The sequence below is a fragment of the gamma proteobacterium symbiont of Scutellera amethystina genome (assembly GCF_059730845.1).
On the sequence record NZ_AP035936.1, the window covers coordinates 193,921 to 207,595 of the forward strand.

Sequence of the window (13,675 nt, forward strand, 5' to 3'; positions counted from 1 at the left end):
CCGTTTTTCATTTTTGACTCCAGGAAGCATGATGACGCAAAAACCGGTGATGCACAGCGCCCACTGGGGTGCTTTTACTGCCCGCCAGCAGGGCGATCGGCTGACCATCGAACCGTTTCACGGCGATCCCGATCCCAGCCCGTTGCTGCAAAACTTTCACAACGTCCTGCATCATCCGGCGCGCGTGGCGCAACCGATGGTGCGCCGTGGCTGGCTGGAAAACGGGCCCGGCGCGGATCCTCGTCGCGGTAATGACGACTATGTGGCGGTGAGCTGGGAGCAGGCTTACACGCTGGTAGCGCGAGAACTGCAGCGCGTCGGTGACGCGTATGGGCCGGAAGGCATTTTTGGTGGCTCATATGGCTGGTCAAGTGCCGGCCGCTTTCACCACGCGCAGAGCCAGGTGCACCGCTTTCTTAACACGGTGATGGGCGGCTATGTGCGCTCGGTGAACAGCTACAGTTCCGGTTCGGCTTCGGTGCTGTTACCGCATATCGTTGGCGACATGAATGAGATCGCCCGTCGCGGCGTCAGCTGGGAAGAGATCGCCCGGCATAGCGAGATCGTGCTGGCGTTCGGCGGCCTGGCGCTGAAAAACTCGCAGGTAGCAAGCGGTGGTCTGAGCGAACATACCGAACGCGGCTTTATGCAGCAGGCGGCAGAACGCGGCGCACGCTTTATTTCGGTGAGCCCGTTGCAGAGCGATCTGCCCGATGAGGCGCAGGGAGAGTGGCTGGCGCTGCGCCCCGGTACCGATGCGGCCTTCATTCTCGGTCTGCTGTCGGTGCTGATTGACGAGCAGCGCACCGATGAGGCTTTCCTCGCGCGTTACACCGTCGGCTGGCAGCAAATGGTCGCCTATATTCGCGGCGAAGAGGACGGTACGCGACGCGACGCGCAGTGGGCGGCTGAGATTTGTGGCGTCAGCGCGGCAACAATCACCGATTTTGCCCGCCAGCTGCACGGCAAGCGCGTGCTGGTTACCGTGGCGCACGCGTTGCAGCGCGCGGAACACGGTGAGCAACCGGTATGGCTGGGGCTGGTGCTGGCGGCCGCGCTGGGACAGCCGGGGCTGCCGGGCGGTGGATACACCTATGCGCTCGGCGCACTCGGCCATTACGGTAAGCATCATAATCTGGTGAGTTTCCCGGCGCTGCCGCAGGGCAGGAACGGTATTGACCGGCTGATTCCGGTGGCGCGCATCGCCGATATGCTGCTGCATCCCGGCACGCAGTTTGATTACAACGGCCGGCGTCTGACCTATCCGCACATCCGTCTGGCCTACTGGGCGGGCGGCAATCCGTTCCATCATCATCAGGATCTGGCGCGGCTGCGGCAGGCGTTTTGCCAGCTGGATACGCTGATTGTGCACGAGACCGCATGGACCGCCAGCGCGCGCCATGCGGATATCGTGCTGCCTGCCACCATGACGCTGGAGCGTGAAGATATCGGCGGTGCGCCGACCGATCGTCATCTGTTTGCCATGCAGCCGGTGGCGCAACCTTACGCGCAGGCGCAGGATGACTACACCATTTTTGCTGAACTGGCGCGTCGTTTAGGCCGTGAAGAGGCGTTCACCGAAGGACGCGACGCCCGCGGCTGGCTGCGCCATCACTATGCGCAGCTGCAGGAAAAACTGGCCGCGCATCAGGTGACGATTCCTGACTTCGACCAGTTCTGGCTGCAGGGCGTGATTGAACTGCCGCAGCTGAAAGATGGCGGGCGGATGATCAATGCGTTTCGGGCCGATCCGGCGGCGGCACCGCTACCGACGCCGAGCGGCAAAATCGAAATCTTTTCCGCCACCATCGCCAGCTTTGGCTATGAAAATTGCCCCGGCCATCCGGTGTGGCGCGCGCCGCAGCAGCAGCCGGATGCGGAACATCCGCTGTGGTTGATCGCGAATCAGCCGGCCACGCGTCTGCACAGCCAGTTGGATTTTGGTGACTACAGCCTGAGCGGCAAACGCGAAGGACGTGAGGTGTGCAGCCTGCATCCACACGATGCCGCCGCGCGCGGCATTACCGACGGCGACATTATCGAGTTGTACAATCAGCGCGGTCACGTGCTGGCCAGCGCTCGCGTTACCGAAAGCATTATGCCGGGTGTGGTGCAGTTGCCGACCGGCGCCTGGTACGATCCGGTCGATCCCACCGCGCTGCGACCGCTGTGCCGCCACGGCAATCCGAATGTGCTGACGCTGGATATCGGCACTTCATCGCTGGCGCAGGGCTGTAGCGGACAAATCACCGTGGTGCAGCTGCGCAAATACCGCGGCGAACTGACGCCGGTGCAGGCATTTATTCCGCCGCAGCCGGTCAGCTACAGCACTGAGATTATCTGAGGCCGTGCAGGGCTTCGCCTACCGCATCAAATAGCCGGTCCAGTTCGGCCGGCTGGGTATCAAACATCGGGCCGAACTGCAGCGTATCGCCACCAAAGCGAACGTAAAAGCCGGCTTTCCACAGCGCCATGCCCGCTTCAAACGGCCGCACGGTCGCGTCGCCTTCACGGGGTGCCAGCTGAATGGCACCGACCAGCCCGCAGTTGCGGATATCCACCACCTGCGGACAATCGCGCAGCCCGTGCAGCGCGCGTTCAAAATGCGGTGCCAGTTCGGCCGACTGGCTAATCAGCGCCTCGTTTTCCAGCACGTCCAGCGTCGCCAGCGCGGCCGCGCAGGCCACCGGATGCGCCGAATAGGTGTAGCCGTGCGCAAACTCAACCGCGTGCTGCGGCAGCGGCTGAGACATAAAGGTGTGATAGATTTCGCTGCTGGCCACCACGCCGCCCAGCGGAATGGCACCGTTGGTAATCTGTTTGGCGAAGTTGAGCAGATCCGGTGTGACGCCAAAATACTCCGCGCCGCTCCAGCGTCCCATGCGGCCAAAGCCGGTGATCACCTCGTCAAATATCAGCAAAATATCGTGCTGCGTACAGATCTCACGCAGGCGCTGCAGGTAGCCGTGCGGCGGAATAATCGCGCCGGCAGATCCGGACAGCGGTTCAACAATCAGCGCGGCAATAGTCGAAGCATCATGCAGTTCAATCAGCTTCAGCATCTCGTCCGCCAGCTCCTCGCCCCCCGTGGCGGGCTGACCGGGGGTGAACGCCAGCTCTGGCTGCAGCGTATGCGGCAGGTGATCAACCTCCAGCAGCTGACCAAAGGCCTTACGGTTGCCGCCGATTCCTCCAAGGCTGGTGCCGCCAATGTTCACGCCGTGATAGCCGCGCGCGCGACCAATCAGCCGGTTTTTATTGGGCTGGCCTTTGGCCCGCCACCAGGCGCGCGCCATTTTCACCGCAGTATCCGCCGACTCCGACCCCGAACCGGTAAAGAACACGTGGTTGAGATGGCCGGGCATCAGGCTGGCGATGCGCTCGGCCAGCTGAAACGACAGCGGATGGCCATACTGAAAGCCCGGCGAGTAATCCAGCGTACCGAGTTGCTGCGCGACCGCCTGCTGGATTTCACGGCGCGTGTGGCCCGCGCCGCAGGTCCATAAACCGGACAGACTATCGAAAATCTGGCGGCCGTCGCCATCGGTCAGCCAGTGGCCGTGCGCGGCGACAATAAAACGGGGATCCTGCTGAAAATAGCGGTTAGCAGTGAACGGCATCCAGTGCGCCTGTAAATTCAGGTCGGCGGTATTGATCGGCTGTGACATCGGGTTTTCTCCGGCATGTGTTAAGCAGAGTTTGCAATCCGCCGCCGGTTAAGTTAAATGCTAATTAACTTGTCTTCACTTATGGATTTACTCACCTGAATGAAAAAGAAAACGCTGGCCCAGGTGACCGACTTCGACCTCAGACTGCTGCGCGTTTTCAAAACCGTCAGCGAGTGCGGCAGCTTTTCCGCCGCCGAAAGCCTGCTCGGTATTACGCGCTCGGCCATCAGCCTGCATATGAGCGATCTGGAAAAACGGCTGGGCATGCGCCTGTGCCAGCGCGGTCGCGCCGGGTTTGCGCTCACCGAGGAAGGGCGTGAAATTTTACGACACAGCGAGACCATGATGGCGGCGGTGGAAGATTTTCGCCAGCAGGTGAACCAGATGCATCAGCAGCTGCGCGGGGAGTTCAACATCGGCATCATCAATAATCTGGTGACGCAGCCGCGCATGCGTCTCACCCATGCGCTGGCGGCGCTGCGGGAGAGCGGGGCAGGGATCCGGATCAACATCAGTATGTTAACCGCGGCGGACATCGAGCGAGGCCTGCTGGAAGGACGCCTGCACGTGGGCGCGCTGCCGATGGCGGCGCCGGTCTCCGGGCTGGCGTACGCACAGCTGTATGATGAACATGCGCAGCTCTATTGCAGCCACGCGCACCCGCTATTTAACCAGGCGGAGCGGCCGGAACACCACGCGCTGGCGGCCTGCGATGCGATAGCGCCGCTGTTTCGCATGCCGGCGGAGGCGATTGCGCTGCATCAGCAGCTGAACTGCAGCGCCACCGCTTCCGATCGCGAAGGGATCGCATTTCTCATTCTCACCGGGCGCTATATCGGTTTCCTGCCGGACCACTACGCCGCGCAGTGGGTGGAGAAAAAGCAGATGCGCGCCCTCGCGCCGCAGCAGTTCCATTACCACAGTCAAATCGCGCTCGTCACCCGCCAGGGCCCGCGTCACAACGCCATCCTGCAACGCTTTTTGCAGGCGCTGGCGCTGGACGAGCACGGCGCTTAGCGGAGGTGCTAAGGCTATCTAGTTACAACATACTGTTAGTTTGCTACATCAACCCGGGTGCCAGCACCGTGCGGCGTAAAGTCTGACAGGCCTTGATGGCAGGCGGGGTGACGAGAGAGAAGAGGGCGAAAAAAAGGGGAGAACCGTACGTTCTCCCCCTGAGATATCACTGCTTTATGCGCGCAGCGGCTCGCCGCGCACCGGGCGATCGCCCGCCACGAAGTAGTCTGCTTCGCTGCGCGGCAGCGGCTGGCGACCACGAATGTTGTCGGCGATCTTCTCACCAATCATGATGGTGGTGGCGTTCAGGTTACCGGTGATGATCAGCGGCATAATTGAGGCGTCGACTACGCGCAGCCCCTGCAGGCCGCGCACGCGACCTTCGCCATCCACGACCGCCATCTCATCGCTGCCCATTTTACAGGTGCCGCACGGATGGTAAGCGGTCTCAGCATGGTTGCGCACAAACTCATCCAGCTGCTCGTCGCTCTGGCACTCCAGCCCCGGACTGATCTCTTTGCCGCGATACTTATCCAGCGCCGGCTGGTTGATGATTTGCCGCGTGATGCGGATGGCATCGCGGAACTCATGCCAGTCCTGCTCGTGCGCCATGTAGTTAAACAGAATCGCCGGATGACGGCGCGGATCGCGCGACTTAATGCGCACGTGACCGCGGCTTGGCGAACGCATCGAACCGACGTGACACTGGAAACCGTGCGCTTCTACCGCATTCGAGCCGTTGTAGTTAATCGCCACCGGCAGGAAGTGGTACTGAATGTTGGGCCAGGCAAACTCTTCCCGGCTGCGGATAAAGCCACCGCCCTCAAACTGGTTGCTGGCGCCGATACCGGTGCCTTTGAACAGCCACTCGGCACCAATTTTCGGCTGGTTCCACCACTTAAGGGCCGGATAGAGCGATACCGGCTCTTTGCACTCGTACTGCAGGTACATCTCCAGATGATCCTGCAGGTTTTCACCGACGCCCGGCAGATCATGCACCAGCGGGATGTCGTGCTGCTTCAGCAATGCCGCCGCGCCAACGCCGGAGCGCTGCAGAATCTGCGGCGAGGCGATAGCACCAGCGCACAGCAGCACTTCACGCCGCGCATGCACGGTGTGCGACGTATCGCTGGCGCCGTGCAGATACTGCACGCCGACCGCGCGTTTGCCCTCGAACAAAATGCGATCGGTGGTGGCGTGGGTGATGATTTTCAGGTTCGGACGCTGTTTTGCCGTATCCAGATAACCGCGCGCGGTGCTGGAGCGGCGGCCCTGCGGCGTCACGAAACGGTCCATCGGACCAAATCCTTCCTGCTGATAACCGTTGAGATCGTCGGTACGCGGATAGCCCGCCTGCACGCCGGCTTCAATCATCGCGGCGAACAGCGGGTTGTTGCCAGGCTTACAGGTGGTGATGCTCACCGGGCCTTCGCCACCGTGATAATCATTAGCACCGATATCGCGCGTTTCCGACTTGCGGTAGTAGGGCAGGCAGTCGCGGTAAGTCCAGTTTTCCAGTCCCGGCTGCTGCGCCCAGTTGTCGAGATCCATGGCGTTACCGCGGATGTAGCACATGCCGTTGATCAGCGACGAACCGCCCAGCCCTTTACCGCGTCCGCACTCCATGCGGCGGTTATTCATGTGTGGCTCAGGCTCGGTTTCGTACGCCCAGTTGTAGCGTTTGCCCTGTAACGGCCAGGCCAGCGCCGCCGGCATTTGCGTGCGGAAATCAAAGCGGTAATCGGGACCGCCGGCCTCCAGCAGCAGGACGTTAACGCTGCTGTCTTCGGTCAGTCTTGTTGCCAAAACGTTCCCTGCGGATCCGGCTCCGATGATGATGTAATCAAATTCCATTAGTCGCTCCTCAGGTTAAGCTTGATTAAAATACCGACTGAAAACGGGTCAGTTCGACCTGCACAGATTTCACCTGGGTATAGCTCTGCAGCGTCATCAGGCCATTCTCGCGGCCGATACCGGAGTGCTTGTAACCGCCCACCGGCATTTCAGCGGCGGATTCACCCCAGGTGTTTATCCAGCAAATGCCCGCTTCAATCTGGTGAATGACGCGGTGCGCGCGATTCAGATCCTGGGTGACCAGACCTGCCGCCAGGCCGTATTCGGTGGCATTGGCGCGGCGCACCACTTCTTCCTCGCTGTCGTAGGTCAGGATCGACATCACCGGTCCGAAAATCTCTTCGCGTACGATGGTCATCTCATCACGGCAATCGGTGAACACGGTCGGTTCTACCCAGGCACCGTTATCAAACGCTGCGCCGCTCAGACGTTTACCGCCGCACAGCAGGCGCGCGCCTTCGCTGATGCCGGATTCGATATAGCGCAACACATTGTCACGGTGCGGGAAGCTGACCAGCGGGCCGAAGTTGGTGGCCGGATCGTTGACATCGCCAGCTTTGATGCGCGCCACGCGTTCAGCGATTTTTGCTTCAAACGCCTGCTGCAATGCTGTCGGCACAAACACGCGCGTGCCGTTGGTGCACACCTGGCCGGAGCTGTAGAAGTTCGCCATCATGGCGATGTCGGCGGCGAGATCGAGGTCAGCGTCGTCAAACACGATCAGCGGCGATTTGCCGCCCAGCTCCATGGTTACCTCTTTCAGCGTGGAGCCGGCCGCGTTGGCCATCACTTTTTTGCCGCTGGCCACGCCTCCGGTGAAGGAGATTTTGTCGATGCCCGGATGGTCGGTCAGCAGCTGACCGGTCACCGCGCCGCGCCCGTTCAGCACGTTGAACACGCCATCCGGTACGCCGGCTTCGCTGTAGATTTCTGCCAGCTTCAGCGCGCTCAGCGGCGTCACTTCGCTGGGTTTAAAGATCATCGCGTTACCGGCCGCCAGCGCCGGCGCAGATTTCCACAGCGCGATTTGAATCGGATAGTTCCATGCGCCAATACCGGCGACCACGCCAAGCGGTTCGCGGCGCGTATAGACGAAGGAGGTATCACGCAGCGGGATCTGCTGGCCTTCCAGCGCCGGAATTAGGCCGGCGTAGTACTCCAGCACATCGGCACCGGTAACAATGTCCACCGCCTGGGTTTCACTCAGCGGTTTACCGGTGTCGAGGGTTTCCAGCGCCGCCAGCTCATCGTTACGCTCGCGCAGGATATCCACCGCACGGCGCAGGATGCGTGACCGCTCCATCGCCGTCATGGCCGCCCAGATTTTCTGGCCTTTTTGCGCGGCGGCGACCGCGCGATCGACATCCGCCTGCGCGGCTTCATGGACCTCGGCCAGCACTTCGCCATTGGCCGGGTTGATGGTCTGGAATGTGTCGCCCGCTGCTGCGGCAACGTATTGACCATCAATGTATAAATGCTGCTCGGTGAATCGGGACATGGTTGCTCCTTCCTCAGTGATTCGCGGCACCAGCCAGCTGCTGGCGAATGAATTGGGTGGTGAGCGTTCTGGCAATCGCCAGATCAAACGGTTTGCCGCTCAGCGCAGCGCGCAGCCACAGGCCATCAATCAGCGAGGCCAGACCGTGCGCGGCCAGCCGCGCCTGCTCACGCGGCAGCTCGCGGCGAAACTCGGCAGCGAGCGTAGAAAACAGGCGACGGCTGCTGACGCGTTCCAGGCGACCCAGCTGCGGCTGATGCATGCTGCTGGCCCAGAAGTCCAGCCACGCTTTCATCGCTGCGCTGTGCACCTGGGTGTCGTCGAAGTTACCTTCGACAATCGCCAGCAGGCGCGCTTCGGTGCCAGCTCCCGCCAGCGGTTTCAGTCGTGCCGCCACCGCATCACGCAGCTGACGCGTCACGTCGCGCATGGTGGCTTCCAGCAAACCGTTTTTGTCTTTGAAGTAGTGGCTGATGATGCCGGTCGAGACGCCGGCGCGCCGCGCAATCTGCGCAATGGTCGCGTCATTGATCCCGACTTCGTTAATGGTACTCAGGGTCGCATCAATCAGTTGCCGACGACGTATCGGCTGCATTCCCACCTTTGGCATGACTCCAGCTCCACCGCAATGTAAGACCCCTATTAAAACTTTTTTTGATTGCACGTTCAATATAAAAAAGAAACTTGTTAGGATACTGTGCTTCGGTTGTTATGAAAGCGCAACGGGAAGGTGAATACTGAACCGTGCCGAACAATCAGGAGGGAAAACAGGAGAACGATACCGATAAGGCCGATCGCTACGGCCCTGCTACTTCATTGAATAATTACAGGAAATTAACCAGAGGTAACCGATGATTAATCCACCTGCCAGTGAAAAAGACAGAATCAATCCCGTGGTGTTTTACACCTCTGCCGGACTGATTCTGACATTTTCACTTGTCACCATTTTGTACAGCGATCTCGCTGCCGGCTGGATCCAGAGCGCCGTCAACTGGGTATCGTCCACTTTTGGCTGGTACTACATGCTGGCCGCTACGCTGTATATCGTCTTTGTCATCTATATGGCCTGTTCACGCTACGGCGCCATCAAGCTGGGCCCGGAGCAATCCAAACCCGAATTTAGTCTGCTGAGCTGGTCGGCGATGCTGTTTGCCGCTGGCATCGGCATCGATTTGATGTTCTTCTCGGTGGCGGAACCGGTCACGCAGTATATGCAGCCGCCGGAAGGCGCCGGGCAGACTCTGGAAGCGGCGCGTCAGGCGATGGTGTGGACGCTGTTCCACTACGGTCTGACCGGCTGGTCGATGTATGCGCTGATGGGCATCGCGCTCGGCTACTTCAGCTACCGCTATAATCTGCCGCTCACCATTCGCTCAGCGCTCTATCCGATCTTCGGCAAGCGCATTAACGGCCCGATTGGCCACACGGTGGATATCGCGGCGGTGATCGGTACCATTTTTGGTATCGCCACCACGCTGGGTATCGGCGTGGTACAGCTCAACTACGGGCTGAAAGTGTTATTTGATGTGCCGGAAGGGCTGACGGCGCAGATGGCGCTGATTGTACTGTCGGTGGTGATTGCCACCATTTCGGTGACCTCGGGCGTGGATAAAGGCATCCGCATCCTGTCGGAGCTGAATGTCGCGCTGGCGCTCGGTCTGATTCTGTTTGTGCTGTTTATGGGCAAGACGGATTTCCTGCTCAACGCGCTGGTGCTGAACGTCGGTGATTACATCAACCGCTTTATGGGCATGACGCTCAACACCTTTGCGTTTGATCGTCCGACGCAGTGGATGAACAGCTGGACGCTGTTTTTCTGGGCGTGGTGGGTGGCGTGGTCGCCGTTTGTCGGCCTGTTCCTCGCCCGTATTTCCCGTGGCCGCACCATCCGTGAGTTTGTGCTCGGCACGCTGATTATCCCGTTCACCTTCACGCTGCTGTGGCTGTCGGTGTTCGGTAACGCGGCGCTGTACGAGATCATCCACGGCGATGCCGGTTTTGCCCAGGAAGTGATGGCGCATGCCGAGCGCGGGTTCTACAGCCTGCTGGCGCAGTATCCGGCGTTTAAGTTCAGCGCCTCGGTCGCCACCATTACCGGCATGCTGTTTTATGTTACCTCGGCGGATTCCGGCTCGCTGGTGCTGGGGAACTTCACCTCGAAGCTGAAGGATATCAACAGCGATGCGCCAAACTGGCTGCGCATTTTCTGGTCGGTGGCGATTGGCGTGCTGACCATGGGCATGCTGATGACCAACGGCATCTCTGCGCTGCAAAACACCACGGTGATCATGGGTCTGCCGTTCAGCTTCGTGATCTTCTTTGTGATGGCCGGGCTGTATAAATCACTCAAAGTGGAAGATCACCGCCGCGCCAGCGCCAGCCGTGATACCGCGCCCTATATTCCGGCGAGCAATGATCGTCTGAGCTGGAAAAAGCGGCTGTCGCGCCTGATGAACTACCCGGGCACGCGCTATACCCAGCAGATGATGGAAACCGTGATCTATCCGGCGATGCAGGATGTCGCCAAAGAGCTGGAGCTGCGCGGCGGTCGCGTATCGCTGGAGAGCGTTGCGCCGGAAGAGGGCCAGCCGCTGGGCTACCTTGATCTGCGCGTGCACCTCGGCGAGGAGCAGGATTTCGTCTATCAGGTGTGGCCGCAGCAGTACTCGGTGCCGGGCTTTACCTATCGCGCCCGCAGCGGTAAGTCCCACTATTACCGGCTGGAAACCTTCCTGCTGGAGGGCAGCCAGGGCAACGATTTGATGGACTACAACAAGGAGCAGGTGATCATCGACATTCTCGATCAGTACGAGCGACACCTGAACTTTATCCATCTGCATCGTGAAGCGCCGGGCAGCAATATCACTTACCCGAGTGTGTAACAGTGCGGGCAGCCGTGCAAGGCGGCTGCCCGTTTAATCACGCGGCGTTCCTCGCATAATTGCCAGCGGCAGCTAGACTCACTAGCTGACCTGAAGGGGAACATAATGAAATTGGGTTTTGCGTGTAAGTACTTTGATTCTGAGGCTAAACAGCCATTTCCATTTAAAACCACCACCCGCACACGCTTTCTCGCTATGGAGCGTAACGCGGCGGCCACGCTGCTGCTGACACTGGCACAAAATAACCTGCAGAACCTCTCTCTGACGCTGGAACAGCTGGCGCAGCAGCCGGATGCGTTGCGCATGATGCGCATCGGCAGCGATCTGCTGCCGCTGTACACCGTGCCGCTGGCCACTGAACTGTATGGCGATATTCTGCCCGAGCTGCAGCCGCTGTTTAGCCGCTGCGGCGAATTGGCCCGCGCGCACAACATTCGCCTGTCGTTCCATCCCGGCCAGTATACGGTGCTGGCTTCGGATAATGATGACGTGGTGGATCGGGCGCTGGAGGATGTCGAGTACCATACGCTGTGCGCGGTGCTGATGGGCTACGGCAGGCAGTTTCAGGATTTCAAAATCAACATCCACATGAACGGCAAACGCGGTATTGAGGGTTTTCGCGCGGCGTTTATGCGCCTCAGCCCGGAAGCCCGCAATATGCTGACGGTGGAAAATGACGAAATTTCCTGCTCGCTGGATGACGTCTTGCAGGCGCGTGCGCTGTGTCCGGTGGTACTGGATATTCACCATCACTGGGTGAAAGAGAATCAGTTTATTCAGGCCAGCGATGCGCGCGTGGCACTGATTCTGGAGTCGTGGCGCGGCGTGCGGCCGGTGCTGCACTATTCGATCGCCCAGGAAGGGTTGATCCCGGAGAGCGGCTTTCCCGATCAGGAGCAACTCACCGCCTCAAAGCCGAAGCTGCGCGCCCATTCTGACTACTATTTCAACCAGACGCTGAATGACTGGGCGCTGTCGTTTGATCGCTTCGACATCATGTGCGAAGTCAAAATGAAGAACCTCGCGCGCGATCGCCTGTATGACTATACGCAGACGCGCTGATTAACCGCTTACGGCGCCGTGATCACAATGGCGACGCGGCGATTTTGCGCCCGGCCCTGCGCAGTGTTATTGCTGGCGACCGGCGCGCTCATGCCCAGCCCGCGCGTCACGATGTTTTGCCGTGGAATCGCCGCGCCGGTGGCCCACTGATCGGCCACCGCGTTGGCGCGCTTCAGCGACAGCTGCTGGTTGTAATCCGCTTTGCCGTAGTTATCGGTGTGGCCGTCTATGCGCAGATGTTCGATGCCGGTGGCGGCCAGGTTTTTCGCCATCTGCGCAATGCTGGCTTTGCTGGCGGGCGTCAGGTCAGATTCATTGATGCCAAACAGGATCTTATCGGACAGGCCCAGTCCCCAGCCTTCAGTGTTTTCGCTGAAGCCGGCGTCGCGCATCGCTTTAATCTGCGCGTCGCTAAAACGCCCGGTTGACTGACAGCCGACACAGGCCAGCACCATAACCAGCAAACATGATTTCAGTTTCATACGCGTACCTTACTCATTCCTTTGTTTTTATACATGTGCATATCGGCGCGTTCCAGAATCGACGCCACCGAATCGCCATGCTGCGACCAGGCGTAGCCGATGGTCACCGATGTGGTGATCTGCGTGCCTTCCGAAATCACAATCGATTGCGCGATTGCGGTACGAATATCTTCCGTCAGCTGCTGCAGATCGGCTTCTGAGGTGCGGCTGGTGATCAGCATGGCAAACTCGTCACCGCCCAGCCGCGCCACCAGATCGTCCTGATACGCCAGCGCGCTGAGGCGCGCCGCGATGGCCTTCAATACTTCATCACCGGCGGCATGGCCCCAGTTGTCGTTAATGCTCTTGAAGCGATCGCCGTCGAGAAACAGCAGCACAAAATTCTCATGCGCCAGCTGCTGATCCAGCAGCTGCGACAGGCGGCCAACAAACGCCGAGCGGTTGGCCAGTCCGGTTAACGGATCCTCCAGCGCTTTGGCCGCCAGTGAACGGTTATCGCGCAGCAGCGAGGCTTTTAGCGTCTGCATTTCACTCAGCAGCGAGTTGAGATCTTCGGAAAACAGCTGAAACTCTTTGGTCGGATTTTGCGGTATGCGCGTCGAGAAATCGCCAGAGCGAATCACGTAATGGATGGCGCTGGTGATATTGCGCAGCGAGCGCAGAATACCGCGATGCAGAAATTCACTCAGCAGGCAGGAAATCACCAGCACGCACAGCATACCGATGGATAAAATCATCACCGAATAGCGAATAAAATCGGCCGCACCGCTGACGGTGCCGGCCAGCATTAAACGGCCGACCTGGGTTTCGGCGTGATTAATTTCCACCGTCAGCGGCTGCTGATAGATCCAGCGACGCAGTAGCGTTTCATACCAGCCGCTCTCTTGCTGGCGATCGTGCCAGTCCACCAGTACGGTATTGCCCGCCGTGACCAGCTTCGCGGAGGCAAACATCCCTTCATTGCCGAGCAGGGCTATTTTGTTGCGGGCATCATAGCTGTCTTCAAATACCGTCGCGGCGGTCAGGCTGGTGCTGAGTGTGGCGGCAATGAGTTCGAGGTTTCTTTTCTCATAGCGTTTAATAAACAGTAAAGACGTCGATGTCAGCAGCAGCCAGCACAGCAGTAATATCACGGCGGCATTGACGGTGCTGATACGACGCAACTTATTGCGAATCGATGATTTATCTTTTTTTATGCTATCAAACTTCATC

The 13,675-nt window shown here is 59.6% G+C and carries 10 protein-coding genes; 4 read left to right on the forward strand and 6 right to left on the reverse strand.

The window, feature by feature from the left end; translation table 11 throughout:
- Nucleotides 1–31 precede the first annotated feature (31 nt).
- Complete coding sequence (locus AC6I79_RS20980) at nt 32–2,344, forward strand: molybdopterin-dependent oxidoreductase (RefSeq protein ID WP_021509531.1); 2,313 nt, start codon at nt 32–34, stop codon at nt 2,342–2,344.
- On the opposite strand, the gene aptA is transcribed toward AC6I79_RS20980, so the two are convergent.
- On the reverse strand, nt 2,337–3,668 hold the full coding sequence (gene aptA / locus AC6I79_RS20985) for an omega-aminotransferase AptA (protein WP_159377770.1): 1,332 nt from the start codon (nt 3,666–3,668) through the stop codon (nt 2,337–2,339). The two genes, AC6I79_RS20980 and aptA, sit on opposite strands and share 8 nt — an antisense overlap.
- Nucleotides 3,669–3,767: 99 nt before the next feature.
- On the opposite strand from aptA, the gene AC6I79_RS20990 reads away from it, so the two are divergent.
- A complete protein-coding gene (locus AC6I79_RS20990) occupies nt 3,768–4,685 on the forward strand; it encodes a LysR family transcriptional regulator (RefSeq protein ID WP_104187211.1) in 918 nt (305 codons plus the stop codon).
- A 174-nt stretch (nt 4,686–4,859) separates the two neighbouring features.
- Here AC6I79_RS20990 and betA read toward each other — a convergent pair whose 3' ends face one another.
- The 3 genes from betA to betI are packed head-to-tail and all read right to left on the reverse strand — an operon-like array spanning nt 4,860 to nt 8,647.
- On the reverse strand, nt 4,860–6,539 hold the full coding sequence (betA, locus tag AC6I79_RS20995) for a choline dehydrogenase (protein ID WP_104187213.1): 1,680 nt from the start codon (nt 6,537–6,539) through the stop codon (nt 4,860–4,862).
- Nucleotides 6,540–6,564: 25 nt separating this feature from the next.
- Nucleotides 6,565–8,037 (reverse strand): betaine-aldehyde dehydrogenase, encoded by a 1,473-nt coding sequence (gene betB, locus AC6I79_RS21000; RefSeq protein WP_498027854.1) that lies wholly within the window; start codon nt 8,035–8,037, stop codon nt 6,565–6,567.
- Between the two features lie 13 nt (nt 8,038–8,050).
- Nucleotides 8,051–8,647 (reverse strand): transcriptional regulator BetI, encoded by a 597-nt coding sequence (gene betI, locus AC6I79_RS21005; RefSeq protein ID WP_058758824.1) that lies wholly within the window; start codon nt 8,645–8,647, stop codon nt 8,051–8,053.
- Nucleotides 8,648–8,888: 241 nt separating this feature from the next.
- Here betI and AC6I79_RS21010 point away from each other — a divergent pair, with 241 nt between their 5' ends.
- Nucleotides 8,889–10,919, forward strand: a complete 2,031-nt coding sequence (locus AC6I79_RS21010; RefSeq protein ID WP_021509525.1) for a choline transporter — start codon at nt 8,889–8,891, stop codon at nt 10,917–10,919.
- 105 nt (nt 10,920–11,024) lie between these two features.
- Nucleotides 11,025–11,981 carry an apurinic/apyrimidinic endonuclease family protein gene (locus AC6I79_RS21015; protein WP_498027855.1) on the forward strand — a complete coding sequence of 319 codons (957 nt, stop codon included), beginning with the start codon at nt 11,025–11,027 and terminating at the stop codon, nt 11,979–11,981.
- An 8-nt stretch (nt 11,982–11,989) separates the two neighbouring features.
- On the opposite strand, the gene yfiB is transcribed toward AC6I79_RS21015, so the two are convergent.
- Both yfiB and dgcN read right to left on the reverse strand, forming a co-directional pair.
- Nucleotides 11,990–12,463, reverse strand: coding sequence for an outer membrane lipoprotein YfiB (yfiB, locus tag AC6I79_RS21020; protein WP_104093570.1), 474 nt, complete (start codon nt 12,461–12,463; stop codon nt 11,990–11,992).
- Nucleotides 12,460–13,674 (reverse strand): diguanylate cyclase DgcN/YfiN, encoded by a 1,215-nt coding sequence (dgcN, locus tag AC6I79_RS21025; RefSeq protein WP_498027856.1) that lies wholly within the window; start codon nt 13,672–13,674, stop codon nt 12,460–12,462. The genes yfiB and dgcN overlap by 4 nt, the downstream gene beginning before the upstream one ends.
- Between the last annotated feature and the right edge of the window lies 1 nt (nt 13,675).